Source organism: Aeromicrobium sp. MLTX1 (genome assembly GCF_046452335.1).
Classification (GTDB): Bacteria; Actinomycetota; Actinomycetes; order Propionibacteriales; family Nocardioidaceae; genus Aeromicrobium.
This window is the reverse complement of record NZ_JBKFDN010000001.1, coordinates 883,944-910,096: the sequence shown is the minus strand read 5'-3', so window position 1 is coordinate 910,096 and position 26,153 is coordinate 883,944. Positions and strand designations below refer to the sequence as shown.

Sequence of the window (26,153 nt, the reverse complement as noted above, 5' to 3'; positions counted from 1 at the left end):
AAGGGGGCCGACCCAGCCGGGTCGGCCCCCTTCACGTGGTGCTGGATCAGCCCAGGGCGAAGCAGGGCTCGGTGTAGTCGTAGCCCTCGGCCGTCGGGCCGGCCTGCATCTCCTGCTCGATCGAGACGCCGGTGGGCGCCTCCTTGTCGACCTTCGAGATCACGCTCTGACGCCAGGCGACGTCGTTCGGCTCGCCGGTCTGGTTGAACGCCTCGTCGGGGAGCATGCCCTCGTAGTCGACGCTGTCGAGCTCGGTGGCCGCCTTGACGACGTTCTCGCGGGTGATGCCGCCGTCCATGTCGGCCGCCGACTTCAGCGCCGCGAGCAGCGGGTACTCCCACACCCAGCCGGCCGTGTAGCCGTCGCTGGGCGAGTCGACGTCGGCGAGCGCGTCACGCATGGCCGCGTGACCGTCCGACTCGGTGCCCCACGGACCCCACGGGCCCGCCTGGAAGTACATCGCCTCGAGCGCCGGAGCGGCCTCGGTCTGCAGCAGCGCCGGGTTCCACGTGGGGCTCGAGCCCACGACGGTGCCCTTCCAGCCCTGAGCGGCCGCGCCACCGAGGATCGTGGCCATCTCGGCCGGACCCGTGGTGATGTAGAGCATCGACGGCTTCTCCTTCAGGACCGCCGCGACGGCACCGGCCTGGTTGTCCTGGCCGGTGGCGGTCTCGATGGCCTTGAAGTCGAGGTTGTTGGCCTTGGCGGCCGCCTCGACGCCCGCGGCCGCGTCTCCGCCGTAGTCGTTCGGGTAGTGGATCGCCAGGACCTTGCCCTTGACGCCGCGGTTGGCCACGGCCCAGTCGACGCCGTTCATGGCCTCGAAGCAGTAGTTCGCACCGGACTGGAGGATCTGGTCCTCGAAGTCCCACGCCGAGTTCCACGAGGCCGGGACGCCGATGACGTTGTCGGCCTTCATGTCCTCGAGGATCGCCAGGGTCTGGGAGGAGCCCAGGGTCTGGCCGAGCGCCAGGATGTCGTTGCGCATCTCCTGGTACTTCTTGTTGTGGATCTCGGGGTTGTACTCGGCGTCCGCGACGTACTTGTCGATGTTGACGTCGAAGCCGCCGATGCCGCCGTCCTGGTTGACCTTGTCCCAGAACGCCTTCTGCGCCTCGGTGATCGGCACGGCGAGCGGAGCGAACGGGCCCTTGGTGAGGTCGGAGATCGCGCCCAGGTAGATGCAGCCGTTGTCCTCGTTCACGGCGTCGGGACACGCCTCCTCGGTGATGCCGGGACCCGACGCACTGTCATCGTCCCCGCCGCCGCGGCAGCCCGTCAGCACGAGGGCCGCCACCGCCGCACCGGCGACCACGCGGGCCAACTTGCGGTGTTGCTTCATTGTTTTCCTCCTGGGTGGTTCGACGGTGCGGGCGCACCGCCACGGCCTCGCGGCCGGGGTCTAGTAGGAGAAGGGCCAGCCCTTCCAGTAGTTGCGGATCCGGGTCCAGATCCCGAAGAGTCCGCGCGGCTCGAAGATCAGGAAGCCCATGATCAGCAGGCCGTAGAGGATCGCCTCGAGCTGGAACACGGTCAGCAGCTCGCCGGGGATGTAGTGCGCGATGAACTGGCTGATCCGCGGCAGCAGCGCGATGAACAGCGCGCCCATGATCGATCCGCTGATGGTGGCCACGCCGCCGATCAGCACCATGGCGAGGTACTGGATCGACAGCAGCAGGCTGAACGCGCCGGGCTCGAACACGCCGATCACGGCGTAGTAGAGGGCACCGGTGACGCCGGCGAAGAACGACGACATCGCGAACGCCATGACCTTGTACTTCGTCAGGTCGACGCCGATGACGGCGGCGGCCACGTCGCGGTCGCGGACGGCGCCGAACGCGCGGCCCACGCCCGAGCGGGCGATGTTGCGGCCCAGGATCGCGAAGACGATGAGGAAGACCAGGCCGAGGAAGAACTGCGCCTGTCCGCGCGAGAGGCCGGAGATGGGCTCCATGGACGCGAAGTCGATGCCGAACAGCTCGAGCTCGGCGCCACGGCGGCCCACGCCGGGACCACCGGTGATGTTCCGGGCCTCGCGGAAGATGTGGTCGCCCAGGAACACCAGTCCGAGGGTGACGATCGCGAGGTAGAGGCCGCGCAGGCGCACCGCGAGCGGACCGACCAGCAGGCCGGCGATCGCCGCGACGATGCCGGCGGCCGGCAGCCAGATCCACATCGGCAGGCCGTAGCCGAGCAGCGCCCCGTCGGGGTCGCCGCCCAGCACCGCGCCGGTGTAGGCGCCGACGCCGATGAAGAAGGCGTGACCCAGCGAGACTTGGCCGGCGTAACCGGTGACGAGGTTGAGGCCGATCGCGCCGACGGCCGAGATCATGCCGAGGGTCAGGACCTGCAGCAGGTCGTCGGTGAGCAGGAACGGCACCACGAACGAGGCGATCACCAGGGCGACGACACTGCGGCGCTTGGCCGGGGTGTTCGCCAGGGTGAGGTCCTGGTCGTAGCTGGTCCGCAGCAGGGGGCGGCCCCGGAGTCCGGTGGCCTTGCGGGCGTGCTTCGAGGGCGTCGAGCGCAGCATCGTGCTCATACCCGCTCCACCTCCTTCGTGCCGAAGAGTCCGTACGGTCTGACCAGCAGCACCACGAACATGAGGGCGTAGGGCGCCACGAGGGCGAAGTTGTTGCCGAGCCAGGGCGCGACGTCGGGCTGGTAGACGGCGGTGACCGACTCGACCACGCCCACGGCGAGACCGCCGATGACGGCGCCGGGGATGCTGTCGAGGCCGCCGATGATGATGGCCGGCAGTGCCTTGAGCGCGATGATCCAGGTGTTCTGCTCCAGGCCGGCGCCGGTCGCGGCGACGAACGTGCCGGCGATGGCGGCGAGGCCGCCCGCGATGGCCCAGGCGAGGGCGAAGATCGCGCCGACCCGGATGCCCTGCGCGAGCGCCGTCTCCTGGCTGAGCGCGGTGGCGCGCATCGCCAGGCCGGTCTTGGCGTACCGGAAGAACAGCGCCAGCGCGATGACGGTGACGGTGGTGACGGCGATCAGGCCGAGGCGCTGGTGCGAGATCGACAGGCCCCAGAACTCGTAGCGCTCGCTGCCGCCGGGGTACGGCACCGACCGCGGGTCGGGGCCCATGTACCGGTTGGCGAAGATGCGCAGCACGATGTCGACGCCGATCGTGATGATCGCCAGCGTGAACACCGGCTTGCCCACCATGGGGCGCAGCGCGAGTCGCTCGACCAGCATGCCCAGCAGCGCGCCGAGGATGATGGCGACGACGAGGGCGGGCCAGAAGCCCAGGCCCCACTCGCTCGTCGCGTGGTAGGCGAAGAGTCCGCCGCACACCATGAGCGCCGGCTGGGCGAAGCTGATGACGTGGGTGGCCTTGTAGATCATCACGTAGCCCAGGGCCAACAGCGCGTAGATCGAGCCCTGCGCCAGCCCGTTCAACAGGGACTGCAGAAACGTGGTCATGCCTTCACCTCCTGGCTCGAGTCGGAGTAGAGGCCTTCGATCGCCTCGGCGAACCGCTCGTTGATGGCCGAGCGCTTGATCTTCTGGGTGGCGGTCAGCTCGCCCTCCTCGTGATCGAGCTCCTTCGGGAGCATCGCGAAGCGCTTGATCGTCTCGACGCTGGCGAACTTGCGGTTGGTCTCGTCGACGATGGACTGCACGAGTGCGATGACCTCGGGCTTCTGCGACAGGTCGCGGTAGGTGGTGAAGCCGAGCTTGCGCTCCTGGGCCCAGTTGCCCACGGTGTCGAGCTCGATGCCGATGAGGGCCGTCAGGTACTTGCGGCGGTCGCCGATGACGATGGCCTCCTTGATGTACGGGGAGGACTTCAGGCTGTTCTCGATCTCGCTGGGGCTGATGTTCTTGCCGCCCGCGGTGATGATGATGTCCTTGATCCGGTCCGTGATCTTGATGTGCGAGCCGTCGACCCACTCGCCGACGTCGCCCGTGTGCAGCCAGCCGTCGGCGTCGATCGTGCGCGCCGTGGCCTCGGGGTTGTTCCAGTAGCCGACGAACGTGCCGCGGTGACGGGTGAGGATCTCTCCGGTCTCGTCGTCGATCCGCACCTCCGCGCCCACCTGGGGCTCGCCGACCGTGCCGACCTTGACGCGTCCGGCCATGTTGGCCGTGGCGATCGCGGAGTTCTCGGTCATGCCGTAGACCTCGTGCATCGGGATGCCGATGCCCATGAAGAACTCGAGCACCTCCGGCGCGATCGGCGCCGCGCCCGAGGCCGCATAGCGGACCTTGGCCAGGCCGAGCCGCTCGCGCAGCGGGCGGTAGAGGCACAGCCAGCCGAGCGCGTAGACCGCCTTGGTGGACGCGGTGTGGTTGCCCTGGTTCTCCACGAGGGTGCGGCCGATCCACTCGGCGCGCTTCATCCAGAACTCGAAGTTCTTGCGCTTGAACCAGGACGCGCCGCTCATGCGGATGTGCACGCCGGCCGCGATCTTCTCCCAGATGCGCGGCACGCCGAACAGCAGCGTGGGCTGCACCTCGCGCAGCGCCTGCTGCACGGTCTCGATCGACTCGGCGAAGTTCACCTGCGAGCCGACGGCGGCGTTGAACCACGTGGTGAACACGCGCTCGGCCACGTGGCACAGCGGCAGGTAGGACACGACGAGGTCGCGGTCGCTGGCCGGCGGGTCGACGAACGCGCCGCCGCTCTGCAGCGTCTCGATGACGAACTCGACGTTGTCCATCGAGAGCATCGCGCCCTTGGGTGGGCCCGTGGTGCCCGACGTGTAGACGAGCGTGGCGAGGTCGTCGGGCCGGGCGGCCTCGAGCCGCTCGGTGACGGCGTCGGGGTGCTCGGTGCGGTGCTGCTCGCCGAGGGCGAGGAACGCGTCCCACGACATGAGCCGCTCGTCGGTGTAGCGGTCGTGGATGCCGCGCGGGTCGATGTAGACGACCGTGCGCAGGTCCGGCAGCTCGTCGGCGATCTCGAGGTACTTGTCGACCTGCTCCTGGTCCTCGGCGATGAGGACGCACGAGCCGGAGTCGCGCAGGACGTGCAGCACCTCGGGCGCGGGGTTGGTGGGGTAGAGCCCGACCGTGCCGGCGCGGACGGCCGTGATGCCGATGTCGGAGAACAGCCACTCGCAGCGGTTCTCGCTGTGGACGGCGACGCGGTCGCCGACCTCGACGCCGAGGGCGAGCAGCGCGTGACCGACCAGGGAGGAGCGCTCCCAGTAGTCGGCCCACGTGATCTCGTCCCACAGGCCGTAGTTCTTCTCGCGCATCGCGATGCGGTCGGGTGTCTCCTGGGCGCGCGTGCGGATGCGCTGCGGCAGCGTGGTCATGCCAGTTCCCCCTGCACCTCGGCCAGCGTGGCGTCGTCGACGGGCCCGAGGTAGGCGCGGATGACGTCGGGATGGGACTGCACCTCGTGCGGGGTGCCCGTGGCGACCGGCTTGCCGAAGTCCATCGCCATGACGCGGTCGGCCAGGTCCATGACCAGACCCATGTCGTGCTCGACGAGGATCATCGGGATGTGCAGCTCGTTGCGGATGTCGAGGATGAACCGGGCCATGTCCTCGGTCTCCTCGCCGTTCATGCCGGCGACGGGCTCGTCGAGCAGCAGCAGCTTCGGCTCCATCGCCAGGGCGCGGCCGAGCTCGATCCGCTTCTGGATGCCGTAGGGCAGCATCCCCACGGGCAGCTGGCGGTAGCCCTCGATCTCGAGGAAGTCGATGATCTCCTCCACCCGGCGGCGGTTGGCGACCTCGGCGTGCTTTGCCTTGCCGAGCCACGCCACCGCGGCGGGCCAGCCGTAGCCCAGGTGGGCGTGGCGGCCGAGCATGAGGTTGTCGACGACGTCGAGGTTCTCGAAGAGCTCGATGTTCTGGAACGTGCGGGCCATGCCGAGATTCGCGATGCGGTGCGGCCGCATGCCGCGGATGTCGGCGCCGGCGAACTCGACCGAGCCCTGCTGGGGACGGTAGACGCCCGACAGGACGTTGAAGATCGAGGTCTTTCCGGCGCCGTTCGGGCCGATCACGGCGAACAGCTCGTTGTCGAAGACGTCGAAGTCGACGCCCTGCAGGGCCTTGACCCCGCTGAACGACAATTCGACGCCGCGGACACTCACGACAGGTTGTGACAAGGGAACCCTCCGGGACGGGACGGTGTGGGAAGGGGGACGTGGGGGGACGCAGGGGTCACGACAGCCAGCGCTTCCTGCGCTTGTAGTGCTTGACGTCGCGGTAGCTCGTGGCCATGTCGCCGCGGCCGAGGTAGAAGTCGCGGATGTCCTCGTCGTCGAGCAGTTCGGCGGCGGGCTTGTCCATCACGATCTTCCCGTGCTCCATCACGTAGCCGTGCTGGGCGATCGATAGCGCCATCGTGGCGTTCTGCTCCACCAGCAGGACGGTGGTGCCGCGCTCGTTGATCTGGACGACGATGTCCTTGATCTGCGACACGATGCGGGGCGCCAGGCCCAGGCTCGGCTCGTCGAGCAGCAGGATCTCGGGCTGGGCCACGAGCGCGCGGCCCATGGCGAGCATCTGCTGCTCGCCGCCGGAGAGGTAGCCCGCGGTCTTCTTGCGGCGCTCCTTCAGCACGGGGAAGAGCTCGTAGACCTCCTCGATGCCCTCGGCGAGGCTGCCGCGACGGGTGTGGCCGCCGACGCGCAGGTTCTCCTCCACCGTGAACTCGCCGAACACGCGGCGACCCTCGAGCACCTGGCCGAGGCCGGCGGCGACGATCTTGGGTGCGTCGGCGTTCTGGATGGGCACGTCGCGCAGGGTGATCTCGCCCTTGGTGATCTCGCCGTCGTGGATGTCCAGCAGGCCCGAGAGCGCGCGCAGCAATGTCGTCTTGCCGGCACCGTTGGCACCCAGCAGGGCCACGATCTGACCCTGCGGCACCGTCAGACTCACGCCGCGCAGGACCAGGATGACGTCGTTGTAGACGACCTCCAGGTTCTTGACCGTCAGCAAACCTTCACTCCCTCGATTCGTTCGGCAGCCCCTCAAATGAAGGTGACGACATCCTCACATACGTTGTGAGTCAAGTCACTACCTATCTACACTCGGTGTGTCGAAAGTCGTCGTCGGAGATCCCTCCGCGACCATGGAGCGGTGGGAGCAATGGAATATCGGCAGACCGACGGGCGGATGCAGCGCAGCGAGCGCACCCGCGCGTTGATCGTGCAGGCGCACGTCGACCTGCTGCGCGAGGGCGTCCTCAAGCCCACGGCCGCGCAGATCTCCGAGCGCGCGGGCGTGTCGCGGCGCACCCTGTGGACCAACTTCCACGACATGGAGAACCTGCTCGGCAGCACCGTGGCGTACTGGTTCCGGCTCGATGACGAGCTGCGGACCGAGATCGATCCGGCCGCCTCACTGGAGGAGCGGATCGACCGGTTCTGCACGGAACGGCAGCGCCGGCTCGTGAACATCGCGCCGGCCGCGCGGGCAGCCGTGCTCGGCGAGCCCGAGTACGAGGCGCTGCGCGCGAGCCGTCAGGGGCACATCACGCGGGTGCGCGCCGACGTCGAGCGGACCTTCGCCACCGAGCTCGCCCTCGTCGACGACCCCGTGCAGCTGGTGGACTCCCTCACGGTCGCCGTCAGCTGGAACGCGTGGTCGCTGCTGTTCGACGACCACGGCTACCCCGCCGACCACTGCCGTCAGGTCATGGAGCGCTCCGTGCGCGCCCTGCTGGGCTCGGTGTGATGGTTTCCCCGGTTAACCGGGGAAACCGTCACTTCACGAGGTTCGCGAACCACGTGAAGTGACAGGAAACCTCGTTCGGTCAGCCCCGGGCGCCGAGGGCGGCCGCGCCGATGATGCCCGCGTTGTTGCGGTGCGTCGCGTGGACGATGGGGGTGCGCAGGCTCAGCAGCGGCAGGAACTTCTCGCTGTTCTTGCTCACGCCGCCGCCCACGACGAACAGGTCGGGCGACAGGATCTTCTCGAGGTGGCTGAAGTAGACCTGCAGGCGCTCGGCCCACTCCTCCCACGTGAGGTCCTCGCGCTCGCGGGCGCTCGTCGCGCACCACTTCTCCGCGTTCGGGTGTCCCGCGACCTCGAGGTGGCCGAACTCGGTGTTGGGCACCAAGGTGCCGGCGTTGATGAGGGCCGAGCCGATGCCCGTGCCGAGGGTGATCACGCAGACCAGGCCGTGCTCGTCGACGGCCGCGCCGTGGTCGTTCTCGGCGACGCCCGCGGCGTCGGCGTCGTTGACCACGTGCACGTTGCGCCCGAGCACCTCGGTGAAGAGCGCGTCGACGTCGGTGTCGATCCACGAGGGGTCGATGTTGGCCGCCGACCGGGCCACGCCGCGCTGCACGACCGCCGGGATGGCGACGCCGATCTGCGGCACGTCGGCCGCGTCGGGGAAGTGCTCGACGATCTGCGCCGCGACCTCGGCGACCGCACGCGGAGTGGCGGGCTTCGGTGTGGGGATGCGGAACCGCTCACCCACGAGGGTGCCCTGGTCGAGGTCGACCGGTGCCCCCTTCGTGCCCGTGCCGCCGATGTCGATCCCGAACCCCATGGCCATGCCAGAACCCTAGCGGCGCGAGGTCGCTCGTCGAGGCTTCCGGGGGTCGCGGCGTCCGCTCAGTCCTCGAAGTAGTAGTTCGTGGTGCCGAGGACGAGCCCCGTCGTGGCCGACGGACGGTTGAGCGCATCGTGCAGCAGGCCGATGCGGTGACGCTCGATCTTGCGGTTGGCGAACCGCAGCTCGATGCGTCCCTTGCTGATGATCCGGTAGGTGCCGCGCTGGTCGGGCGGGAACGACGCCCACGACGACCCCAGGCCCGGCCACGAGCCGATAGACACGCTGCTGCGGACGAACCGGCCGGCGCGGTCGAGCGTGAGGTTCGTCGTCGTCGACGTGCAGGACAGCAGGCAGTTGCCGCTCCAGTCGCGGTTCGTCAGGCTCGCGCCGATGCGGGCGCCCTTGCGCGGGAAGGTCGCGGGCTCGTAGAAGCGTCGCTCGTCCTTGCGGTTGGCCCGGTAGGTGAAGCCGTAGGTGTTCACCTTGACCTTCTGACCGCCGATGCGCGCGATGCCCTTCCTGGCGTTGTACGAGTACTTCTTGCAGGTCCTCGTGGTCTTGCGGCACTTCGGCACCACACCGTGGCGGGCCTCGCCCACGTACGCCCACCGCTTGTTGAGGAACCACACGGTCTGGGTGTCCCAGCCCTGGCTGTCGGACACCGAGGTGGTGGCGAAGCCCCAGAAGTACCGGCCGCTGAGGCTCTTGTACGTGCGCGGCTTCGGCGCGACGCCGACCTTGTAGGCCTTCGTGGCTTTGGCGCCGCTCGCCGTCGCGGTGAAGCGCAGGTTGCGGGTCTTGGCGCCCTTCGCGACGCGCACCTTGAAGGTGACGCCGTACTTCGTCGAGCGCGAGCCGACCGTGCCGAGGCTGCGGCTGCGCGGCGAGATCTTCAGGCCCGCACCGCTCGCCACGACGCGGGTGTTCGCGGCTGGCGCACGGCCGGTGTTGCTGACCTCGAGCCGCACCCGGACCCACTTGCCCTTCTGGGCGGCCTTGACCGGGTGGCCGCCGGCGATCGAGAGCCTCGGCGTCCAGCGGGTGACGAGGCTCTCGGCGTAGAACGCCTGAGTGACGGTGCTCGCGCCGTCGGTGACGTAGACGTAGGCACAGTCGTACTCGGCGGTGCGGAACGTGGAGAGCGCCTGGGAGGTCAGCGTGAGGACGGAGCCGGAGCGCGAGCGGCTGACCGCGAAGCTGCTCCCGGCCTCGAGGAACTGCCCGCTCGCCTCGGCCGTTCTCGCCGCGCCACCGATCCCGACCCGACGGACGCAGCTCGACCCGCTGAGCTCGCCGAAGTAGACCAGCACCGCGGGATCGCCGCTGGGGGTGCCGCGGAACGTCACGGTCGCCTTGAGCCGCTGCGCGGCGAGGTCCTGAACCACGTCGGTGCGCACCACGGTGCCGTCGTTCGGCGAGGGCAGCGGGTCGGCGATCCGCGCGGAGCGGTTGATGGCGCCCTGGGAGAAGTCGGTGCTCGAGGAGGCCGGCGTCCGGGCGGCCTTGCTCGCCGCGCCCGGGTCCACGGTCGCCGTCCGTGGGGCCTCGCGGAGGTCGACCTCGCCGGGGCTCGCGCTGGCGCCGGAGGCTGTGGCGGACATGAGGCCGATGCCCAGCGTGACGGCTCCGGTGGCGGCGACCGCCCGTTGGAAGAGCTGATGGCGGCGTGCGGACATGGAGAGGCTCCCCCGAGATCGCGGACAGTGGGGGTCATCCTCGCGGCGTCCGCTCGTGGGTGTCAACGACCGGCCTTACGCTGAGCGCATGGCTGGAGGACTTGTCGCCCTGCTCGACGACGTGGCTGCGCTCGCCCGACTCGCGGCGGCGTCGGTCGACGACGTCGCGGCGGCGGCCGGCAAGGCGAGCGCGAAGGCGGCCGGTGTCGTCGTCGACGACGCGGCCGTGACGCCCCGCTACGTGCACGGCGTCGACCCGAAGCGCGAGCTCAGCATCATCGGCCGGATCGCCAAGGGCTCCCTGCGCAACAAGCTGCTCTTCATCCTCCCGGGACTGCTCCTGCTCAGCCAGTTCCTGCCGTGGGTGCTGACCCCGCTGCTCATGGTCGGCGGCGCCTACCTGTGCTTCGAGGGCGCCGAGAAGATCTGGCACGTGCTGCACGCGCACCACGAGAAGAAGCAGGAGCCCTCCAGTGCGCAGGGCCCCGAGGCCGAGCAGCAGGTCGTCTCCGGCGCGATCCGGACCGACTTCATCCTCTCCACCGAGATCATGGTGATCTCCCTCAACGAGGTCGCGGACGAGCCGTTCCTGTCACGCGCGGTGATCCTGGTGATCGTGGCGCTGGGCATCACGGCGCTGGTCTATGGCGTCGTCGCGCTGATCGTGCGGATGGACGACGTGGGCGTGAGCCTCGCGGCCCGCACCTCCACGCTCGCCCAGCGCACGGGCACGCTGCTCGTGAAGGCGATGCCCAAGGTGCTGTCGGCGCTCGCGATCATCGGCATCGCGGCGATGCTGTGGGTCGGCGGGCACATCATCCTCGTCGGCACCGACGACCTCGGCTGGCACACGCTCTACGGCTGGGTGCACGACCTCGAGCACTGGATCGCCGGCGTCATGCCCTTCGCGGACGGCGCGTTCGAGTGGGTCGCCAACACCGCGGCCTCCGCCGTGCTGGGCCTGCTGATCGGCGCCGTGGTGGTGCTGCTGGTCAACGGCGTCAAGCGCCTCCGCCGCGGCACGGCCTCCGCGGCGCACTGACCCCGTCCCGTCCCGAGATCTGCTCCGTTTTCGACCTTTCAAGACCTCTCAAAAGTCGAAAATGGAGCACATCTCGTCACCGGGCGGAGGGTGAGCGCTCAGGACTCCACGGCGAGCGCGGTGGCGAAGCCGAGCATGACGGCGCCCGTCGAGCCGTCGACGACGCGGCGGAAGGTGGGCCGCACCAGCTTGTTCGCGGCGGCGTTCGCGATCTCGATCACGACGAGCAGCACGACGGCGCCCACCGCGACCAGGGTCAGCGCGTAGGCCAGCAGCGCCGGCAGGCCCTGGCCCGGGCTGACGAACTGCGGCAGCACCGCGAGGTTGAACGCCAGCACCTTCGGGTTGGTGATGTTGCAGACGAAGCCCTGACGGAACGCGGCACGCGCGCTCACGCTCGGCCCGGACTGGCCCACGGCCCACACGCTGGAGTCGCGTCGCAGCGCCGACCGCAGGGCCGTGAAGCCCAGCCACGTCAGGTACGCCACGCCCGCCCAGCGGATCGCCTGGAACACCGGCTCGGCGTGCGCGATCACGGCGCCCAGGCCCGAGGCGGCGAGGATGCCCTGCACCGCGCAGGCCAGCGTGATGCCGGCGGCGGTGAACAGGCCGCGGCGGCGGCCCCCGACCACGGAGGCGCGCAGGGTCAGGAAGGTGTCCGGTCCCGGGGCGACCGCCAGCAGCGTCGCGAACAGCAGGAAGGACAGGTAGGTCGTCACGACCGCATGCTACGGCCCACCGAGACGAGAAACGCACCGGATCCCGAAGGATCCGGTGCGTCGCTCGACACGGGCTGAGGCTGGCTCAGCGCTCCTCGGTGCCCTCGATGAAGGCCTCGAGGCGGGCGCGGCCCTCCTCGTCGGGGCGCTGCTCCGGCGGCGACTTCATCAGGTACGACGAGGCCGAGAGCAGGGCGCCCGAGACGCCGCGGTCCTTGGCGATCTTCGCCGCGCGGATGGCGTCGATGATGATGCCGGCCGAGTTCGGCGAGTCCCAGACCTCGAGCTTGTACTCCAGGTTCAGGGGCGCGTCGCCGAACGCGCGGCCCTCGAGGCGCACGTAGGCCCACTTGCGGTCGTCGAGCCACGCCACGTAGTCCGAGGGACCGATGTGGACGTTCTTGTCGTCGACCTTGCCGGCCAGCGAGCCGTGCAGGTTGGACGTGACGGCCTGCGTCTTCGAGACCTTCTTGGACTCCAGGCGCTCGCGCTCGAGCATGTTCTTGAAGTCCATGTTGCCGCCGACGTTCAGCTGGTACGTGCGGTCCAGGGCGACGCCCCGGTCCTCGAACAGCTTCGCCATGACGCGGTGCGTGATGGTGGCGCCGACCTGGCTCTTGATGTCGTCGCCGATGATCGGGACGCCGGCGTCCTCGAACTTCTTGGCCCACTCGGGGTCGGACGCGATGAACACGGGCAGGGCGTTGACGAACGCGACCTTCGCGTCGATGGCGCACTGCGCGTAGAACTTGTCGGCCTCCTCCGAGCCCACGGGCAGGTACGAGACCAGCACGTCGGCCTGGGTGTCCTTGAGGACCTGGACGACGTCGACGGGCTCGGCGTCGGACTCCTCGATGGTCTGGAGGTAGTACTTGCCCAGGCCGTCGAGCGTCGGACCACGCTGGACGGTCACGCCGAGCGGCGGGACGTCGGTGATCTTGATGGTGTTGTTCTCGCTGGCCTGGGTGGCCTCGGACAGGTCGAAGCCGACCTTCTTGGCGTCGACGTCGAACGCGGCGACGAACTCCACGTCACCGACGTGGTACGGGCCGAACGAGACGTGCATGAGCCCGGGGACGGTGCCCTCCGGGTCGGCGTCCTTGTAGAACTCGACGCCCTGGATCAGGGACGTGGCGCAGTTTCCAACGCCGACGATGGCCACGCGGACCTTGTTCTCCGAACTCATGGAGACCTCACTTTTCCTTGTCTGTCGTACTGGTTTCTTCCTGCTCCGTGAACGCGTCGGCGCGCTCACGGTCGATCAACTCGGTCAACCAGTTGATCTCGCGCTCCACGGACTCGAGGCCGTGTCGCTGGAGTTCTCGGGTGTAGGCGTCCATCCGCTCGCGGCGCTGGACCGCGGCCGAACGGACGTTCTCGAGGCGTTCCTCGAGGCGGGACCGACGTCCCTCGAGGATGCGGACCCGGGTGGGGGAGCTGGTGCGGGCGAACAGGGCGAACCGCACCCCGAAGTTCTCGTCGTCCCACGCCGACGGTCCGCCGTCCTCGAGCAGGGAGGTGAAGTACTCCTTGCCCTCGGCGGTGAGCCGGTAGACGATCCGCGGCCGCTTGCCGCGAGGCGACGTCTCGCTGTCGGCGGCGATGAAGCCGCCGCGGGTCAACTGCTTGAGGCAGGGGTAGAGGGTGCCGTAGGACAGCAGCCGGGTCCAGCCGAGCAGACCGTTGACGTGCTTGCGCAACTCGTACCCGTGCATGGGCGAGTCGGCGAGCAGGCCGAGGACGGCCAGCTCCAGAGCTGCTCCGCGTCGCGCCATGTGTCGCCCCCTTCCCCTGCACGTGCTTCCATTCGATGCCACGAATGGCTATATCGGTACGATACATCGAGTCGGGCGAATATCGAGACCCCGGCCCGCCGGTCATTCGTTTCTCAGGAATCTCCGTCAGACTGGCTCGTTGGTAGTCGTCGTCCGAAAGGAACCGATTCGTGGCGAGAACTCGCACGAAGCAGAAGCAAGGACCGCTCTCGCGGTTCGCCCGCAGGATCGGGGGCACCGGGTCGTGGCCCGTGCGCGTCCTGCGGTGGTTGTTGTTCCTCGGCGTCATCGGATTCGTCCTGGGCGCTCTCGCCGTGGCGATCCTGTACGCCACCACGAAGATCCCCGACCCCAACGCGGACTTCCAGACCGAGACGACGAACGTCTACTACTCCGACGGCAAGACGAAGCTCGGCAGCTTCGCGACGCAGAACCGCGAGAGCCTCGACTTCGACGAGATCCCCGAGGTCATGCGCGACGCCGTCGTGGCCGCCGAGGACCGCACGTTCTGGGAGAACCAGGGCATCGACGTGAAGGGCATCGTCCGCGCCGCCCGCAACAACGCCACGAGCGGTCAGATCACCGGCGGCGGCTCCACGATCACGCAGCAGTACGTGAAGATCCTGTACCTCAACCAGGAGCGCTCGTACACGCGCAAGATCAAGGAGGCCATTCTCTCGGTCAAGATCCACAACCAGCTGACCAAGTCGGAGATCCTCGAGGGCTACCTCAACACGATCTACTACGGCAACGGCTCGTACGGGGTCGAGGTCGCGTCGCGCACCTACTTCGGCAAGCCGGCCGCGAAGCTCAACGTCGGGCAGGCCGCCTTCCTGGCCACCGTGATCAACAACCCCTCGTACTTCGACCCCTACGCCGAGGGCGCCGCCGACCGCGTGCTGCCCCGCTACAACTACGTGCTCGACGGCATGGTCAAGCAGGGCTCGATCACCGCCGAGCAGGCCGCCGCGCACAAGGGCAAGTTCCCGAAGTTCAAGAAGCAGCGCGCCAACCAGCGGTTCGAGGGTCCGAAGGGCCACGTGCTCGACCTCGTCCGCAAGCAGATGCGCACCGAGGGCTTCCTCGACTCCGAGATCGAGGGCGGCGGCCTGCGCGTCGTCACCACGATCGACAAGGACATGCAGGACGACGCCGTCGCCGCCGTCAAGGAGGTCCGTCCCGACGGCCTCGACGAGCTCAACACCGCCCTCGTCTCGGTGGAGCCGGGCACCGGCGCCGTCCGCTCGCTGTACGGCGGCCCCGACTACCTGAAGAACCAGCTGAACTGGGCCACGCTCGGCACGCAGCCGGGCTCGACGTTCAAGGTGTTCGCGGTGGTCGCGGCGCTGGAGAACGGCTACAGCCTCCAGACCAGCCTGAACGGCAACGCGCCGCTGCGGATCGGCGACGCCGAGATCCAGAACCAGGGCGACTCCGGTGGCCGGTCGTACGGCCAGATCAACCTCGAGCGCGCCACCGAGTTCTCGGTCAACACCGCGTTCGTCGACCTGACCGACCAGATGGAGGACGGTCCGGAGAAGATCATCGAGGCCGCCCGCGAGGCCGGCATCCCCGAGTCCACGATCGACCGGATCGAGCCCGTCATCGGCGTCTCGCTGGGCTACGCCCCGGTCTCGCCGATCGACATGGCCAACGCGTACGCGACCCTCGCGGCCGACGGCAAGCGCGCCGACTGGTTCGTCATCGACCGGGTGAGCGACGCGCGCGGCACCAAGGTCTTCGAGCACAAGGTCGCCACCACGCAGGCGATCGACGAGGACGTCGCGGCCGACACGCTCGCGGCGATGCAGACCGTGGTCCGCAGCGGCTCGGGCGTCCAGGCCCGCACCTTCTGCCCCACGGCCGGCAAGACCGGAACCGCCACCGCCACCGACGGCGACGGAGACAACGAGCGCGTCTCGTCCTCGTGGTTCGTCGGCGCGACGCCCAAGATGGCCACGGCCGTCATGTACAACCGCGGCAAGGGCAACGAGGAGCTCGAGGGCTACCTCAACCCGTTCTTCGGCGGCACGTACCCGGCGCAGACCTTCCGCGCGTACATGAACAGCGCGCTCGAGGGATCCGAGTGCGGCTCCTTCCCGGCGCGCGCGAACATCAAGGGCGAGAAGGGCACGAAGATCTTCAACCAGGCTCCGAAGAAGAAGGAGCCGGAAAAGAAGAAGACCGAGCCCACGAAGCGTCCGACCACGCCGGCGCCCAAGCCGACGACCCCGGCGCCCACCACCCCGGCGCCCACGACGCCGCCGCCGGTCACCACGCCTCCGCCGTCGCCGGATCCGACCGAGCCGTCGATCCCGGCGCCCGGCGAGGGAGCCGGTCAGGACTGAGCTCGGGCCCGCTCACCCCTCGGGGTGGGCGGGCCCTCTCAGATCTCGCGGACGGTGTCGAAGCTGGCGATCGTGTAGCGCACCTGCGCCGGCACGGTGTCGCCGACGGCGGGCACCGTCGCGCCCTCGGGCAGCAGCACCATGCTGGCCTGCATGTGCGGAGGCTCGGCGAACCAGCGCAGCTTGCCGTCGATCGTGAAGGGCGAGAGCGCGAGACCGGCGGCCGCGAGGCCTCCCTTGGCGGCGGCCTTGCCGCGACCCGCGACCCCGGCGACCGCGCGCGGCGCCTCGAGGCCGATGCCGTGGCTCGTGCCGCCCGCGATCACGAGCACGTGACCCGCGCGGGGCACGCGGCCCTGGCGGTAGCCGATCCGCTCGCCGCGCTGCACGGTGTGGACGTCCATCACGGTGGCGCGCACCGCGAGGGTGTCCAGTCGGCCGAGCCACAGGCTCGTGCCCACCCGGGGGCGCAGCGTGAGGTTCGGTCGCTCGCCGCGCAGCTGCTCGAGCTCGTTCAGGCTCAGGTGCGAGCAGAAGACGGTGGTGGTCTCGAGGGCCGACGCCTCCAGGACGGCGCACCACAGGCGGGCCTCCTCGAGGTTGCCGCCGGTCATCGGCAGGTGCATCGCGAAGCCCTCGACCTTGAGGCCGGCCTCGGCGATCGCGCGGGCGGCCTCGGCCAGGTGGTGGCGGTCGAAGCCGTGGCGCGCCATCGACGTCTCGATCTCGACGACCACGCGCGCGCCGGGCTGCTGCTGGGCGAGCGCGGGGATGTCGGCGAGGCGGCCGAGCGTGTGCACGAGGCGCGGGTCGGACACCCGCGGCAGGAACGGGCGCCACGGCGTCAGCACCTGCACGTCGCCCAGGAACGAGCCGAGCAGCTCGTGGGCCTCCTCGTACGTGCCGACGGCGATCAGGTCGGCGCCGAGGCGACTCGCCTCGTGCGCGAGCCGCTGGCGTCCGAGGCCGTAGCCGTTGCCCTTGACGACCGGCACGAGCCCGGGCAGGGCGGCGTGGGTCGCGGCCAGGTGGGCCCGCCAGTCGGCGGCACGGATCTCGAGGTCGAACGCCATGGCTCCATCATTCCGGACCGCTCCCGAGCTCCCGCCTCCGGCGGGCGAGATGTGTAGCGGTGTCCACCCTTTCTCGGGCGGATCCGCCGGAAAACGGTGGATACCGCTACAGATCTGGCGCGGGCGGGCCCGCGGAAGGCCAGGACGAGGTTAGCCGCGGCGCTTCATGTAGGCCGTGAAGGCGGCGTACAGCGGCCTGTTGATCGGCAGGTCCCACTCGCCGAGGTACTCCACGGCCTCGCCGCCCGTGCCGACCTTGAACTGCAGCAGGCCCACGTGGGAGTCCTCGGTGTCGAGGGTGTCGGTGATGCCGCGCAGGTCGTAGACCTCGGCGCCGCCCGCGAGCGCGTCGCGGATCATCTGCCACTGCACGGCGTTCGAGCCGCGGACCTCGCGCTTGGCGGTGGTGGAGGCGCCGTAGGAGTACCAGGCGTGCGTGCCCACCTGCACGAGCGTGGTCGCCGCGACGAGGTCGCCCTCGTGGCGGGCCAGGTAGAGGCGCAGTCGCTGCGGATCCTCGGCGGTCATCGCGTCCCACATCGTCTCGAAGTACGACAGCGGCCGCGGCGTGAAGTGGTCGCGCTCGGCGGTCTCGACGTACACGCGGTGGAACTCGGCGAGGTCCTCGCGGGTGCCCGTGGTGACCTCGACGCCCTGCTTCGCGGCCTTGCGGATGTTGCGGCGCCACAGCTGGTTCATGCCGGCGAGGACGTCGTCCTCGGAGCGGCCGGCGAGCGGCACCTGGAAGTTGTACTTGGGCTGCCCGGCGGAGAAGCCGCCCTCGGCCGCCTGTTCGCGCCAGCCCAGCGAGCGCAGCTGGTCGGCCACGGCCAGCGCGGCGTCGTCGGTGTGGTCGGCCGGGACGTCGCCGAGCCGCGTGAGGACGTCGTCGGCCAGCGCGGCCTTCAGGGTGGCGGCGCCCCAGCGGCGGGTCACCAGCGCGGGACCCATGCGGATCCCGAACGCGCCGTTCGCCTTGAGGTGGGTGCGCATCGCGTCGAGCGCCTCGGCCACGTCGCCGCTCCAGTCGAGGACCGGACCCTCGGGCAGGTAGGCCAGGTAGCGCTTGAGCTTCGGCACCTGGCGGTAGAGGACGAGGCCCGCGCCGACGAGCTCGTCGCCCCGGAACCAGCCGATCGACTCCCCGCGCCACTCGCCCTTGACCGCCGCCCACGCGGGGGTCTGCAGGAAGCTCGCGGAACCGCGCGAGGCGACGAACGCCAGGTGCTGATCGGGTCCGATGGTCCGTACGTGCAGGCTCACGGCTCGAGGCTATCCAACGATGTTTGTTAGGCTCTCCTAACGAAGCACCCCGGACGTGCCCCAACGCCGCTCCGGGCCGTCGGCCCCGAGGCCGAAACCTTGGAGGAATCCTCGTGAAGACCTTTGTCGCGACCGTGCTCGGTCGCCGCGTCCTGACCCCGCACCTCGTCTCGATCACCCTGGGTGACATCGACGCGTGGGAGTCCACGGGCATCCCGGACGAGTACGTCCGCCTGCTGCTGCCGCCGCGTCCCGGTGCGCCGGTGGTGCTGCCCGAGATCGGCGAGGACTGGTCGATCACGTACCCCGAGGGCGCCGAGGAGCTCGTCCCCCGCGTCTACACGATCTCCGACCACCGCATCGTCGACGGCCGCGTGCGCGTGGACGTCGACGTCGCGCTGCACGACCACGGCATCGGCTCCGACTGGGCCCGCACGTGCGAGCCCGGCGACCGCGTGGGCATCCTCGAGCCGCACGGCCTCTACCGACCCGCGGCGGATGCCACCGACCAGCTGCTCGTGTGCGACCTCACCGGCGTGCCCGCGCTCGCGCGGATCCTCCGCGGCCTCGAGCCCGGCGTCCGCGCCGACGTGCACGTCGTCCTCACCGATGCTGCCGACGAGGTCCCGCTGCCGTCGGTCGCCGACGTCACCGTGACGTGGCAGGTCGTGGAGAACGACCATGACATCCCCGACGCGATCGAGGCCGTGGTCCGCGGACGCGACCTGCCCGTCGACCCGTCCGGCCGCTACGTCTGGGTGGCCGGCGAGGCCCGCGCCGGGCGCGCCACGCGCAAGCACCTGCGCCGCGAGCTCGGCTGGCCGCAGGCGTCCTTCTACACGTGCGGCTACTGGCAGATCGAGGCCGAGAAGTGGAACGCCCGCTACGAGCAGGTCGCCGAGCAGGTGCAGGCGCAGGCCATGGAGGCCTACCAGCGCGCCGGCGAGGACGAGGGCGCCTACCTCGACGAGCTCGACACGATCTACGAGTCCGTCGGCCTCTGACTCCCGCCGCGCTGCGGCGCCAGATGTGTAGCGCTGTCCACCCTTTTTCGTCCGATCCCCCGGAAAAAGGGTGGATACCGCTACAGATCTTGCGCGCCGGAGGCGCGGTCAGTGGCCGGCGGTGCCGCGGCGCCAGTAGCCGACGAAGCTGATCCGGTCCTTCGGGACGCCGGCGGTGACGAGGTGGCGGCGCGCTCCCTGCACCATGGACTGCTCGCCGACGAGGAACGCGTGCACGTCGGGCTCGGGCCTGACCGTGACCAGGGCCGGCAGGGCGATGTCGCCCGCGTGGGCCTCGGCGGGGCGGCTCAGCCACCAGACGTCGACGCCCGGCGGGTGGGACAGGTCGAACCGGTCCTCCTGCGTCGGCACCTCGAGGATCGCGGTGCCGGTCGCGGTGTCCGGCAGGCTGGCCAGGACGCCCGCCACCGCGGGCACGCCGGTCTCGTCGGCCAGCAGCAGCACGCGGTCGGTCCCGCGGCCGGGGTTGAAGGCGATGCCCTCGTCGACGATGCCGATCGGATCGCCCGGCCGGCACGTCTGCGCCCAGGTCGAGGCGGGTCCGGCGGTGCCGTCCTCGGGGCTGCCGTGGATGACGAAGTCGATGTCCAGCTCGGGGCCGCTGACGCCGACCGAGCGGAACGCCCGCACGGTGTAGTTCCGCAGCACGGGCCGCTCGCCCTTGTCGATCCGCAGGTAGCGCAGGTAGCCGAGCAGGTTGACCCGGTCGGGCAGCTGGTCGAGCCCGGTCTCGCCCGCGGTGGGGATGAACATGCGGAACCACTGGTCCCAGCCCATCGGAGTGAACTGCTCGATCGACCCGCCGCCCACCGTGACGCGCTGGAAGTGCGGCGAGATCCGCTCGCTCCGCAGGACCTCCAGCCGGATCAGCTGCTGACGGTCCGGCTTGACCAGCTCGCTCGCCTTCGCCATGGCTCCTCCTCGGTCGAGTTAGGCGAGCCTAACCGACGGGCCGAGCCGGGTCACCCGACCGTCCAGCAGGCGGATCAGGCGACGAACGAGGCCGGACGCGCCGGGGTGATGAGCAGGGGCATGCCGGCCTCGGCGGGGGTGCGGTTGCCCTTCTTGTGGTTGCAGCGCAGGCAGGCCGCGACGGCGTTCTCCCACGTGAGCCCACCGCCGCGCGAGCGCGGGATGACGTGGTCGACCGTCTCGGCCAGGCCGCCGCAGTAGGCGCACGAGCGGTCGCGGGCCTTGATGGCGCTCTTCGTGCACAGGTGCGAGCGGCGGTGCATCCAGCGAGCGACGACGTAGCGGACCAGGCGCAGCACCCGGGGCCGGGGGAACGGGCCGAACGAGTCGTCGGCCGCCTCCTCGATGACCGCCACCTCGCGCACCAGCATCTTGATCGCGTGGCGCAGCGACACGCGCTGCAGAGGTTCGTAGCTCGCGTTGAGCACCAAGACGTCACCAGCGGTCATGGGCGCGCCCCTTTCCGCTACGAAGCGTAACCAGAACGCGGTCATTCCGGGGTGAACGCTCGCCGAAACGTGCAAGTGACAATCCGCCCCTAAGGTGGTGGGCGTGACCGAGGCGCAACTGTTCGAGGGATACGGACCCGTCGCGGGCTACGACGAGATGTACGGCGAGTCGGGCGTCCGCGACCTCTACACCGCCGTGCACGCGGCCTTCGGGAAGATGCCGCCCGAGGAGGTCCGGCAGCGGGCCGACGGGCTCGCCTCGTCCTACCTCGAGCAGGGCATCACGTTCGGCGTCGCGGGCGAGGAGCGGCCCTTCCCGCTCGACATCGTGCCGCGCATCATCGAGGCCGACGCCTGGGACGAGGTCGAGGCCGGCGTGAAGCAGCGGGTCAAGGCGCTCGAGGCGTTCCTGGCCGACGCGTACGGCGCCGGCGAGCTCTTCCGCGACGGCGTCGTCCCGCGCGAGACCGTCGTGACCTCGAGCCACTACCACCGCGTCGTCGCCGGCATCGACCCCGCGAACGGCGTGCGCATCCACGTCTCGGGCATCGACCTGATCCGTGACGGGAACGGCGACTTCCGCGTGCTGGAGGACAACGCGCGCGTGCCGTCGGGCGTCTCCTACGTCATGACCAACCGCCGGGCGATGTCCAGCGGCCTGCCCGAGGTCTTCGCCGACCACCGCATTCGGCCGGTCGCGCGCTACTCGCGCCAGCTGCTCTCGGCCCTGCGCGCCGCGGCGCCCGCCGGCGTGAGCGACCCGACCGTCGTGGTCCTCACGCCCGGCGTCTACAACTCCGCGTACTTCGAGCACACGCTGCTCGCGCGCACGATGGGCGTCGAGCTCGTCGAGGGCCGCGACCTGGTGTGCCACGGCGGCCGCGTCATGATGCGCACCACCGACGGCCTCGCCCCGGTGCACGTCATCTACCGCCGCATCGACGACGACTTCCTCGACCCGCTGTCGTTCCGCGCCGACTCCGCGCTGGGCGTCCCGGGACTCATCAACGCGGCGCGCGCCGGCAACGTGACGATCGCCAACGCGGTCGGCAACGGCGTCGCCGACGACAAGCTGCTCTACACCTACGTGCCCGACCTGATCCGGTACTACCTCCATGAGGAGCCGATCCTGCGCAACGTCGACACGTGGCGCTGCGGCGACGCCGACCAGCGCGAGGAGGTGCTCGACCGTCTCGACGAGCTCGTGCTCAAGCCGGTCGACGGCTCGGGCGGCAAGGGGATCGTGATCGGTCCGTCGGCCACCCGCGAGGAGCTCGACGAGCTGCGCGCCAAGGTCATCGCGGCGCCGCGCGACTGGATCGCCCAGCCGGTGATCTCGCTGTCCACCGTGCCCACGCTCGTGGAGGACGGCATCCGCCCCCGCCACGTCGACCTGCGCCCGTTCGCGGTCAACGACGGCGACGACGTGTGGGTCCTGCCCGGCGGCCTCACCCGCGTGGCGCTGCCCGAGGGCGAGCTGATCGTGAACTCCAGCCGCGGCGGCGGCTCCAAGGACACGTGGGTGCTGGCAAGGCCCACCGAGCCGATCGAGGAGCCCGACGACGACCTCGACCCCGTCACCACCACGCAGACCATGGCACCGATCAACGCACCGCTGAGGGGGGAGGCCTGATGCTCAGCCGCATCGCCGAGTCGCTCTTCTGGATCGGCCGCTACCTGGAGCGCGCCGACGACACCGCGCGCCTGCTCGACGTGCAGATGCAGATGCTCGTGGAGGACCCCGCCACCGACGAGGTCACCAGCTGCCAGCAGCTGTTCGCCGTCATGGGCATCGAGGACTTCGAGGGCGTGCCGAACCGCTGGTCGATGCTCGACCTGCTGGCGTACGACCAGAAGTCGCCGAGCGCGATCGCCTCGGTGATCGGCTCGATGCGCGAGGCCGCCCGCAGCGCCCGCGAGACCCTCTCCACCGACGTCTGGTCGGCCATCAACACCACGTGGCAGGGCGTCCCCGCGGCCACGTCGATGCGCCCCGTCGAGATGTTCAACTGGGTCCGCCGCCGCACCGCGATGATCTCGGGCACCGCCGACGACTCGATGCCGCGCGACCAGGGCTGGTACTTCTACGTCCTCGGCCGCAGCATCGAGCGCACCGACATGACCGCGCGGCTGCTGTCCACCGCGGCCAGCGCCGGCGCCTCCGGGATCGCGTGGCAGAACACGCTGCGCGCCTGCGGCGGCTACGAGAGCTTCCTGCGCACCTACCGCGGCATCGAGCGCGACACCGCCGCGGCCGAGTACCTGCTGCTCGACCGCTGGTTCCCGCGCTCGATCGTGTCGAGCCTGAGCGAGGCCGAGCGGGCGCTGACCCGGCTCGACGTCGCCGGCCGCCGCGCCGGCTTCTCCGACGAGGGCCTGCGGCTGCTGGGTCGCGCGCGCACCGAGATCGAGTACCGCCCCCTGAACGAGATCCTCGAGACGATGCCGTTCGAGATGGAGCGGCTGCAGCGCGCCTGCGCCGCCGCCAGCGACGCGGTCACGGCGCGGTACTTCGCCCAGGAGGACTGGCACAGCTGGACGGGGAGGGTGTCGCTGTGAGTATGCGGATGAGGGTGCGTCACGCGACGACCTACACCTACTCCGAGCCCACGGTGGCCTCGTACAGCGAGGCACGCCTGACGCCGCAGACCACCGCCGACCAGTACGTGCGCCGGTCGCGTCTGGAGATCGCGCCCACCGCGTGGTCGCAGGAGTACCGCGACTACTGGGGCGCCACGGTCACCGCGTTCGAGGTCACCGATCCGCACGACGAGCTCACCGTGGTGGCCACGTCGGTCGTGGACACCGCCGACCCGGCCGAGCCCGGCGAGTCGATCGGCTGGGACGCCCTCGACGCCAACACCCTCGACCGGTACTGCGAGTTCGTGCACCAGCAGGACAAGGTGCGTCCGGCCGACTCCCTCGTGGCCGAGCTCGACGCGATCCGCGCCTCGTCCGCCACGCCGGGCGACTACGTCGAGCGGGTCGTCGAGCTGATCCGCGGCCGCGTCAAGCGCCTCGTCGCGGCCACGCACGTCAGCGCGACCGCCGAGGAGACGTGGGAGTCCGGCAAGGGCGTCACGCACGACATCACCCATGTCGCGATCGGTGCGCTGCGCCACGCGCAGATCCCGGCGCGCTTCGTCGCCGGTTACGTGCACCCCGAGGCCGATCCGGAGGTCGACGCTCCCGTCGCGTCCGAGCCGCACGCCTGGCTCGAGTGGTGGGACGGTCGCTGGGTGGGCTGGGACGTCACGCACGGCGAGGCCCCGGGAGAGCGCCACATCGTGGTCTCCCGCGGCCGCGACTTCGACGACAACCCGAACCTGCGCGGCATCTACTCCACGAGCGGCGAGTTCACCACCGCCGTCGAGGTCGAGATCACCCGCCTGGCCTGAGCGCGGCGGACCGGCACCCGCGCCGGTCGCCGGTGTCCGCGGCGCGCCCTACGGTGGAGCCATGAGCACCGCCTGGACCCGCAACCGCGTTCCCGAGACCCATCAGCCGTGGCAGGCGGACGCCGACCGCTACCAGGGTCTGGAGTACCGCCGCGTCGGCCGGTCGGGCCTCCTGCTGCCGCCGATCAGCCTCGGCCTGTGGTGGAACTTCGGCGACAACCGCACCTTCGACACCCAGCGCGAGGTGCTGCGCCACGCGTTCGACCTCGGCATCACGCACTTCGACCTGGCCAACAACTACGGCCCGCCGTACGGCTCCGCCGAGGAGAACTTCGGCCGGATGATGCGCGGCGACTTCGCGCCCTACCGCGACGAGCTCGTCATCTCGACGAAGGCCGGCTGGGACATGTGGCCGGGCCCGTACGGCTTCCTCGGGTCGCGCAAGTACCTGCTGTCGAGCCTCGACGCGTCGCTGCAGCGGATGAGCCTCGACCACGTCGACATCTTCTACTCGCACCGCGCCGACCCGGACACGCCCGTCGAGGAGACGGTCGGCGCGCTCGACACCGCGGTGCGCCAGGGCAAGGCGCTCTACGTGGGCATCTCGTCCTACTCCGCCGAGCGCACGCGTCGCGCGGCCGAGGTCGCCGCCGACCTCGGCACGCCGCTCGTGATCCACCAGCCCGCCTACTCGATGGTCAACCGCTGGGTCGAGGACGAGCTGTTCGCCACCCTCGAGGACACCGGCATGGGCTCGATCGCCTTCACCCCGCTGGCGCAGGGCCTGCTCACCGACCGCTACCTCGGCGACGAGCCGGTCGAGCGGTCCGGCGGGCGGTCCTCGTTCGACGCCTCCGTCGTCGAGGGCAACCGCGACCGGCTGCGCGGGCTGGCCGACCTGGCGCGCGAGCGCGGCCAGACCCTGGCCCAGCTCGCGATCGCGTGGGTGCTGCGTCCGGGGGCCGCCACGTCGGCCCTGATCGGCGCCTCCAGCACGCGCCAGCTCGACGAGAACGTGGCCGCCGCGAGCAGCACGGACTTCACCGCCGAGGAGCTCTCCCGGATCGACGAGCTGGTCGGCCACGACGCCGATGCGCGGGTCGATCTGTGGGGTGGTTCTGCTCACATCGTGTAACTCTGAGTGACACCGCATGGTTTCTGGGCGTTTCTCGCCTAGGCTCTCCGCCATGGAGAAGACCGTCGCGGCGCACGCGCACGAGCTCACGAAGACCTACGGCAAGGGCGATGCCCAGGTCCGAGCGCTGGACGGCGTCTCGCTCGAGATCTACGAGGGCGAGTTCACCGCGGTGATGGGGCCGTCCGGCTCGGGCAAGTCCACGCTCATGCACTGCATGGCCGCGCTGGACACCCCCGACTCCGGCCGCGTCACGATCGGCCCCACCACGCTGGCCAAGCTCGACGACAAGGCCCTCACCGTGATGCGGCGCGAGAAGATCGGCTTCGTCTTCCAGGCGTTCAACCTCGTGCCCACGCTGACGGCCGAGGAGAACATCCTGCTGCCCCTGTCGATCGCGAACCGCAAGCCCGACGCCGCGTGGTACCGCAACGTCATCGACGCCGTCGGCCTCGCCGACCGCCTCAAGCACCGCCCGAACGAGATGTCCGGCGGCCAGCAGCAGCGCGTGGCGTGCGCGCGGGCGCTGGTCAGCCGGCCGTCGATCGTGTTCGCCGACGAGCCCACCGGCAACCTCGACTCCACGTCGGGCGCCGAGGTGCTCTCGTTCCTGCGCCGCAGCGTGGACGAGTTCGGCCAGACGATCGTCATGGTCACGCACGATCCGCACGCCGCGAGCTACACCGATCGGGTCGTCTACCTCGCCGACGGCCGCGTCGTGTCCGAGCTGCGCGAGCCCACCGCCGAGAAGGTCCTCGAGCGCATGAGCGCGGTGCAGCGCCGGATCGGCGCGTGAC

24 protein-coding genes are annotated in these 26,153 nt (G+C 70.1%); 9 read left to right on the top strand and 15 right to left on the bottom strand.

Translation table 11 applies throughout. The annotated features are described in order from the left end of the window. Positions 1-46 precede the first annotated feature (46 nt). The 6 genes from ACK99Q_RS04165 to ACK99Q_RS04140 form a co-directional block, all read right to left on the bottom strand. Positions 47-1,342 carry an ABC transporter substrate-binding protein gene (locus ACK99Q_RS04165; RefSeq protein ID WP_410184976.1) on the bottom strand — a complete coding sequence of 432 codons (1,296 nt, stop codon included), beginning with the start codon at positions 1,340-1,342 and terminating at the stop codon, positions 47-49. 60 nt (positions 1,343-1,402) lie between these two features. Further along, positions 1,403-2,542 carry a branched-chain amino acid ABC transporter permease gene (locus ACK99Q_RS04160; RefSeq protein WP_410184975.1) on the bottom strand — a complete coding sequence of 380 codons (1,140 nt, stop codon included), beginning with the start codon at positions 2,540-2,542 and terminating at the stop codon, positions 1,403-1,405. Beyond that, on the bottom strand, positions 2,539-3,435 hold the full coding sequence (locus tag ACK99Q_RS04155) for a branched-chain amino acid ABC transporter permease (RefSeq protein WP_410184974.1): 897 nt from the start codon (positions 3,433-3,435) through the stop codon (positions 2,539-2,541). The genes ACK99Q_RS04160 and ACK99Q_RS04155 overlap by 4 nt, the downstream gene beginning before the upstream one ends. Then, positions 3,432-5,276 carry an AMP-dependent synthetase/ligase gene (locus ACK99Q_RS04150; RefSeq protein WP_410184973.1) on the bottom strand — a complete coding sequence of 615 codons (1,845 nt, stop codon included), beginning with the start codon at positions 5,274-5,276 and terminating at the stop codon, positions 3,432-3,434. The genes ACK99Q_RS04155 and ACK99Q_RS04150 overlap by 4 nt, the downstream gene beginning before the upstream one ends. Next, positions 5,273-6,064 carry an ABC transporter ATP-binding protein gene (locus ACK99Q_RS04145; protein ID WP_410184972.1) on the bottom strand — a complete coding sequence of 264 codons (792 nt, stop codon included), beginning with the start codon at positions 6,062-6,064 and terminating at the stop codon, positions 5,273-5,275. Before ACK99Q_RS04145 ends, ACK99Q_RS04150 begins: the two co-directional genes overlap by 4 nt. 70 nt (positions 6,065-6,134) lie before the next feature. Next, entirely contained in the window at positions 6,135-6,914 is a 780-nt protein-coding gene (locus tag ACK99Q_RS04140) for an ABC transporter ATP-binding protein (protein WP_410184971.1), read from the bottom strand. A 150-nt stretch (positions 6,915-7,064) separates the two neighbouring features. On the opposite strand from ACK99Q_RS04140, the gene ACK99Q_RS04135 reads away from it, so the two are divergent. Then, positions 7,065-7,652 carry a TetR/AcrR family transcriptional regulator gene (locus ACK99Q_RS04135; protein ID WP_410184970.1) on the top strand — a complete coding sequence of 196 codons (588 nt, stop codon included), beginning with the start codon at positions 7,065-7,067 and terminating at the stop codon, positions 7,650-7,652. Positions 7,653-7,731: 79 nt separating this feature from the next. Here the strand turns inward: ACK99Q_RS04135 and ppgK are convergent, their stop codons facing one another. Both ppgK and ACK99Q_RS04125 read right to left on the bottom strand, forming a co-directional pair. Further along, positions 7,732-8,481, bottom strand: a complete 750-nt coding sequence (gene ppgK / locus ACK99Q_RS04130) for a polyphosphate--glucose phosphotransferase (RefSeq protein ID WP_410184969.1) — start codon at positions 8,479-8,481, stop codon at positions 7,732-7,734. Positions 8,482-8,540: 59 nt separating this feature from the next. After that, complete coding sequence (locus ACK99Q_RS04125) at positions 8,541-10,157, bottom strand: hypothetical protein (RefSeq protein WP_410184968.1); 1,617 nt, start codon at positions 10,155-10,157, stop codon at positions 8,541-8,543. Between the two features lie 88 nt (positions 10,158-10,245). On the opposite strand from ACK99Q_RS04125, the gene ACK99Q_RS04120 reads away from it, so the two are divergent. After that, on the top strand, positions 10,246-11,199 hold the full coding sequence (locus ACK99Q_RS04120; RefSeq protein WP_410184967.1) for a DUF808 domain-containing protein: 954 nt from the start codon (positions 10,246-10,248) through the stop codon (positions 11,197-11,199). Between the two features lie 98 nt (positions 11,200-11,297). Here ACK99Q_RS04120 and ACK99Q_RS04115 read toward each other — a convergent pair whose 3' ends face one another. From ACK99Q_RS04115 to ACK99Q_RS04105, 3 genes are all read right to left on the bottom strand, one after another. Further along, the gene (locus ACK99Q_RS04115) at positions 11,298-11,918 is read right to left on the bottom strand and encodes a LysE family translocator (RefSeq protein ID WP_179427327.1); all 621 of its coding nucleotides are present in this window, start codon (positions 11,916-11,918) and stop codon (positions 11,298-11,300) included. Between the two features lie 85 nt (positions 11,919-12,003). After that, on the bottom strand, positions 12,004-13,104 hold the full coding sequence (locus ACK99Q_RS04110) for an inositol-3-phosphate synthase (RefSeq protein ID WP_410184966.1): 1,101 nt from the start codon (positions 13,102-13,104) through the stop codon (positions 12,004-12,006). Between the two features lie 7 nt (positions 13,105-13,111). Continuing rightward, complete coding sequence (locus ACK99Q_RS04105) at positions 13,112-13,693, bottom strand: PadR family transcriptional regulator (protein WP_179427322.1); 582 nt, start codon at positions 13,691-13,693, stop codon at positions 13,112-13,114. Positions 13,694-13,863: 170 nt separating this feature from the next. On the opposite strand from ACK99Q_RS04105, the gene ACK99Q_RS04100 reads away from it, so the two are divergent. Beyond that, the gene (locus ACK99Q_RS04100) at positions 13,864-16,041 is read left to right on the top strand and encodes a transglycosylase domain-containing protein (RefSeq protein WP_410184965.1); all 2,178 of its coding nucleotides are present in this window, start codon (positions 13,864-13,866) and stop codon (positions 16,039-16,041) included. Positions 16,042-16,079: 38 nt separating this feature from the next. On the opposite strand, the gene ACK99Q_RS04095 is transcribed toward ACK99Q_RS04100, so the two are convergent. Beyond that, positions 16,080-17,114 carry an alanine racemase gene (locus ACK99Q_RS04095; protein WP_410184964.1) on the bottom strand — a complete coding sequence of 345 codons (1,035 nt, stop codon included), beginning with the start codon at positions 17,112-17,114 and terminating at the stop codon, positions 16,080-16,082. A 150-nt stretch (positions 17,115-17,264) separates the two neighbouring features. Then, the gene (locus tag ACK99Q_RS04090) at positions 17,265-18,377 is read right to left on the bottom strand and encodes a lipid II:glycine glycyltransferase FemX (protein WP_410184963.1); all 1,113 of its coding nucleotides are present in this window, start codon (positions 18,375-18,377) and stop codon (positions 17,265-17,267) included. 113 nt (positions 18,378-18,490) lie between these two features. Here ACK99Q_RS04090 and ACK99Q_RS04085 point away from each other — a divergent pair, with 113 nt between their 5' ends. Continuing rightward, entirely contained in the window at positions 18,491-19,381 is an 891-nt protein-coding gene (locus ACK99Q_RS04085) for a siderophore-interacting protein (RefSeq protein WP_410184962.1), read from the top strand. Positions 19,382-19,489: 108 nt separating this feature from the next. Here the strand turns inward: ACK99Q_RS04085 and ACK99Q_RS04080 are convergent, their stop codons facing one another. Continuing rightward, a complete protein-coding gene (locus ACK99Q_RS04080; protein ID WP_410184961.1) occupies positions 19,490-20,314 on the bottom strand; it encodes a siderophore-interacting protein in 825 nt (274 codons plus the stop codon). Positions 20,315-20,388: 74 nt separating this feature from the next. Next, positions 20,389-20,823 (bottom strand): HNH endonuclease, encoded by a 435-nt coding sequence (locus tag ACK99Q_RS04075; protein WP_410184960.1) that lies wholly within the window; start codon positions 20,821-20,823, stop codon positions 20,389-20,391. A gap of 157 nt (positions 20,824-20,980) precedes the next feature. Between ACK99Q_RS04075 and ACK99Q_RS04070 the strand changes: the two genes are divergently transcribed. The 5 genes from ACK99Q_RS04070 (at position 20,981) to ACK99Q_RS04050 (ending at position 26,152) form a co-directional block, all read left to right on the top strand. Continuing rightward, on the top strand, positions 20,981-22,456 hold the full coding sequence (locus tag ACK99Q_RS04070) for a circularly permuted type 2 ATP-grasp protein (RefSeq protein ID WP_410186056.1): 1,476 nt from the start codon (positions 20,981-20,983) through the stop codon (positions 22,454-22,456). After that, positions 22,456-23,382 (top strand): alpha-E domain-containing protein, encoded by a 927-nt coding sequence (locus ACK99Q_RS04065; protein WP_410184959.1) that lies wholly within the window; start codon positions 22,456-22,458, stop codon positions 23,380-23,382. Before ACK99Q_RS04070 ends, ACK99Q_RS04065 begins: the two co-directional genes overlap by 1 nt. 8 nt (positions 23,383-23,390) lie before the next feature. Further along, positions 23,391-24,221 (top strand): transglutaminase N-terminal domain-containing protein, encoded by an 831-nt coding sequence (locus ACK99Q_RS04060; RefSeq protein ID WP_410184958.1) that lies wholly within the window; start codon positions 23,391-23,393, stop codon positions 24,219-24,221. 61 nt (positions 24,222-24,282) lie between these two features. After that, positions 24,283-25,356 carry an aldo/keto reductase gene (locus ACK99Q_RS04055; RefSeq protein ID WP_410184957.1) on the top strand — a complete coding sequence of 358 codons (1,074 nt, stop codon included), beginning with the start codon at positions 24,283-24,285 and terminating at the stop codon, positions 25,354-25,356. A 52-nt stretch (positions 25,357-25,408) separates the two neighbouring features. Beyond that, complete coding sequence (locus tag ACK99Q_RS04050; RefSeq protein ID WP_410184956.1) at positions 25,409-26,152, top strand: ABC transporter ATP-binding protein; 744 nt, start codon at positions 25,409-25,411, stop codon at positions 26,150-26,152. The last annotated feature ends 1 nt before the right edge of the window (position 26,153 follow it).

Excerpts from the sequence above, each read along its gene's own strand:
- ACK99Q_RS04160 (WP_410184975.1), bottom strand. The coding sequence starts at position 2,542 with ATGAGCACGATGCTGCGCTCGACGCCCTCGAAGCACGCCCGCAAGGCC.
- ACK99Q_RS04165 (WP_410184976.1), bottom strand. The coding sequence starts at position 1,342 with ATGAAGCAACACCGCAAGTTGGCCCGCGTGGTCGCCGGTGCGGCGGTG.
- ACK99Q_RS04105 (WP_179427322.1), bottom strand. The coding sequence starts at position 13,693 with ATGGCGCGACGCGGAGCAGCTCTGGAGCTGGCCGTCCTCGGCCTGCTC.
- ACK99Q_RS04155 (WP_410184974.1), bottom strand. The coding sequence starts at position 3,435 with ATGACCACGTTTCTGCAGTCCCTGTTGAACGGGCTGGCGCAGGGCTCG.
- ACK99Q_RS04120 (WP_410184967.1), top strand. The coding sequence starts at position 10,246 with ATGGCTGGAGGACTTGTCGCCCTGCTCGACGACGTGGCTGCGCTCGCC.
- ACK99Q_RS04075 (WP_410184960.1), bottom strand. The coding sequence starts at position 20,823 with ATGACCGCTGGTGACGTCTTGGTGCTCAACGCGAGCTACGAACCTCTG.
- ACK99Q_RS04150 (WP_410184973.1), bottom strand. The coding sequence starts at position 5,276 with ATGACCACGCTGCCGCAGCGCATCCGCACGCGCGCCCAGGAGACACCC.
- ACK99Q_RS04050 (WP_410184956.1), top strand. The coding sequence starts at position 25,409 with ATGGAGAAGACCGTCGCGGCGCACGCGCACGAGCTCACGAAGACCTAC.
- ACK99Q_RS04125 (WP_410184968.1), bottom strand. The coding sequence starts at position 10,157 with ATGTCCGCACGCCGCCATCAGCTCTTCCAACGGGCGGTCGCCGCCACC.
- ACK99Q_RS04110 (WP_410184966.1), bottom strand. The coding sequence starts at position 13,104 with ATGAGTTCGGAGAACAAGGTCCGCGTGGCCATCGTCGGCGTTGGAAAC.
- ACK99Q_RS04095 (WP_410184964.1), bottom strand. The coding sequence starts at position 17,114 with ATGGCGTTCGACCTCGAGATCCGTGCCGCCGACTGGCGGGCCCACCTG.
- ppgK (WP_410184969.1), bottom strand. The coding sequence starts at position 8,481 with ATGGCCATGGGGTTCGGGATCGACATCGGCGGCACGGGCACGAAGGGG.
- ACK99Q_RS04080 (WP_410184961.1), bottom strand. The coding sequence starts at position 20,314 with ATGGCGAAGGCGAGCGAGCTGGTCAAGCCGGACCGTCAGCAGCTGATC.
- ACK99Q_RS04070 (WP_410186056.1), top strand. The coding sequence starts at position 20,981 with ATGTACGGCGAGTCGGGCGTCCGCGACCTCTACACCGCCGTGCACGCG.
- ACK99Q_RS04065 (WP_410184959.1), top strand. The coding sequence starts at position 22,456 with ATGCTCAGCCGCATCGCCGAGTCGCTCTTCTGGATCGGCCGCTACCTG.
- ACK99Q_RS04055 (WP_410184957.1), top strand. The coding sequence starts at position 24,283 with ATGAGCACCGCCTGGACCCGCAACCGCGTTCCCGAGACCCATCAGCCG.
- ACK99Q_RS04060 (WP_410184958.1), top strand. The coding sequence starts at position 23,391 with ATGAGGGTGCGTCACGCGACGACCTACACCTACTCCGAGCCCACGGTG.
- ACK99Q_RS04135 (WP_410184970.1), top strand. The coding sequence starts at position 7,065 with ATGGAATATCGGCAGACCGACGGGCGGATGCAGCGCAGCGAGCGCACC.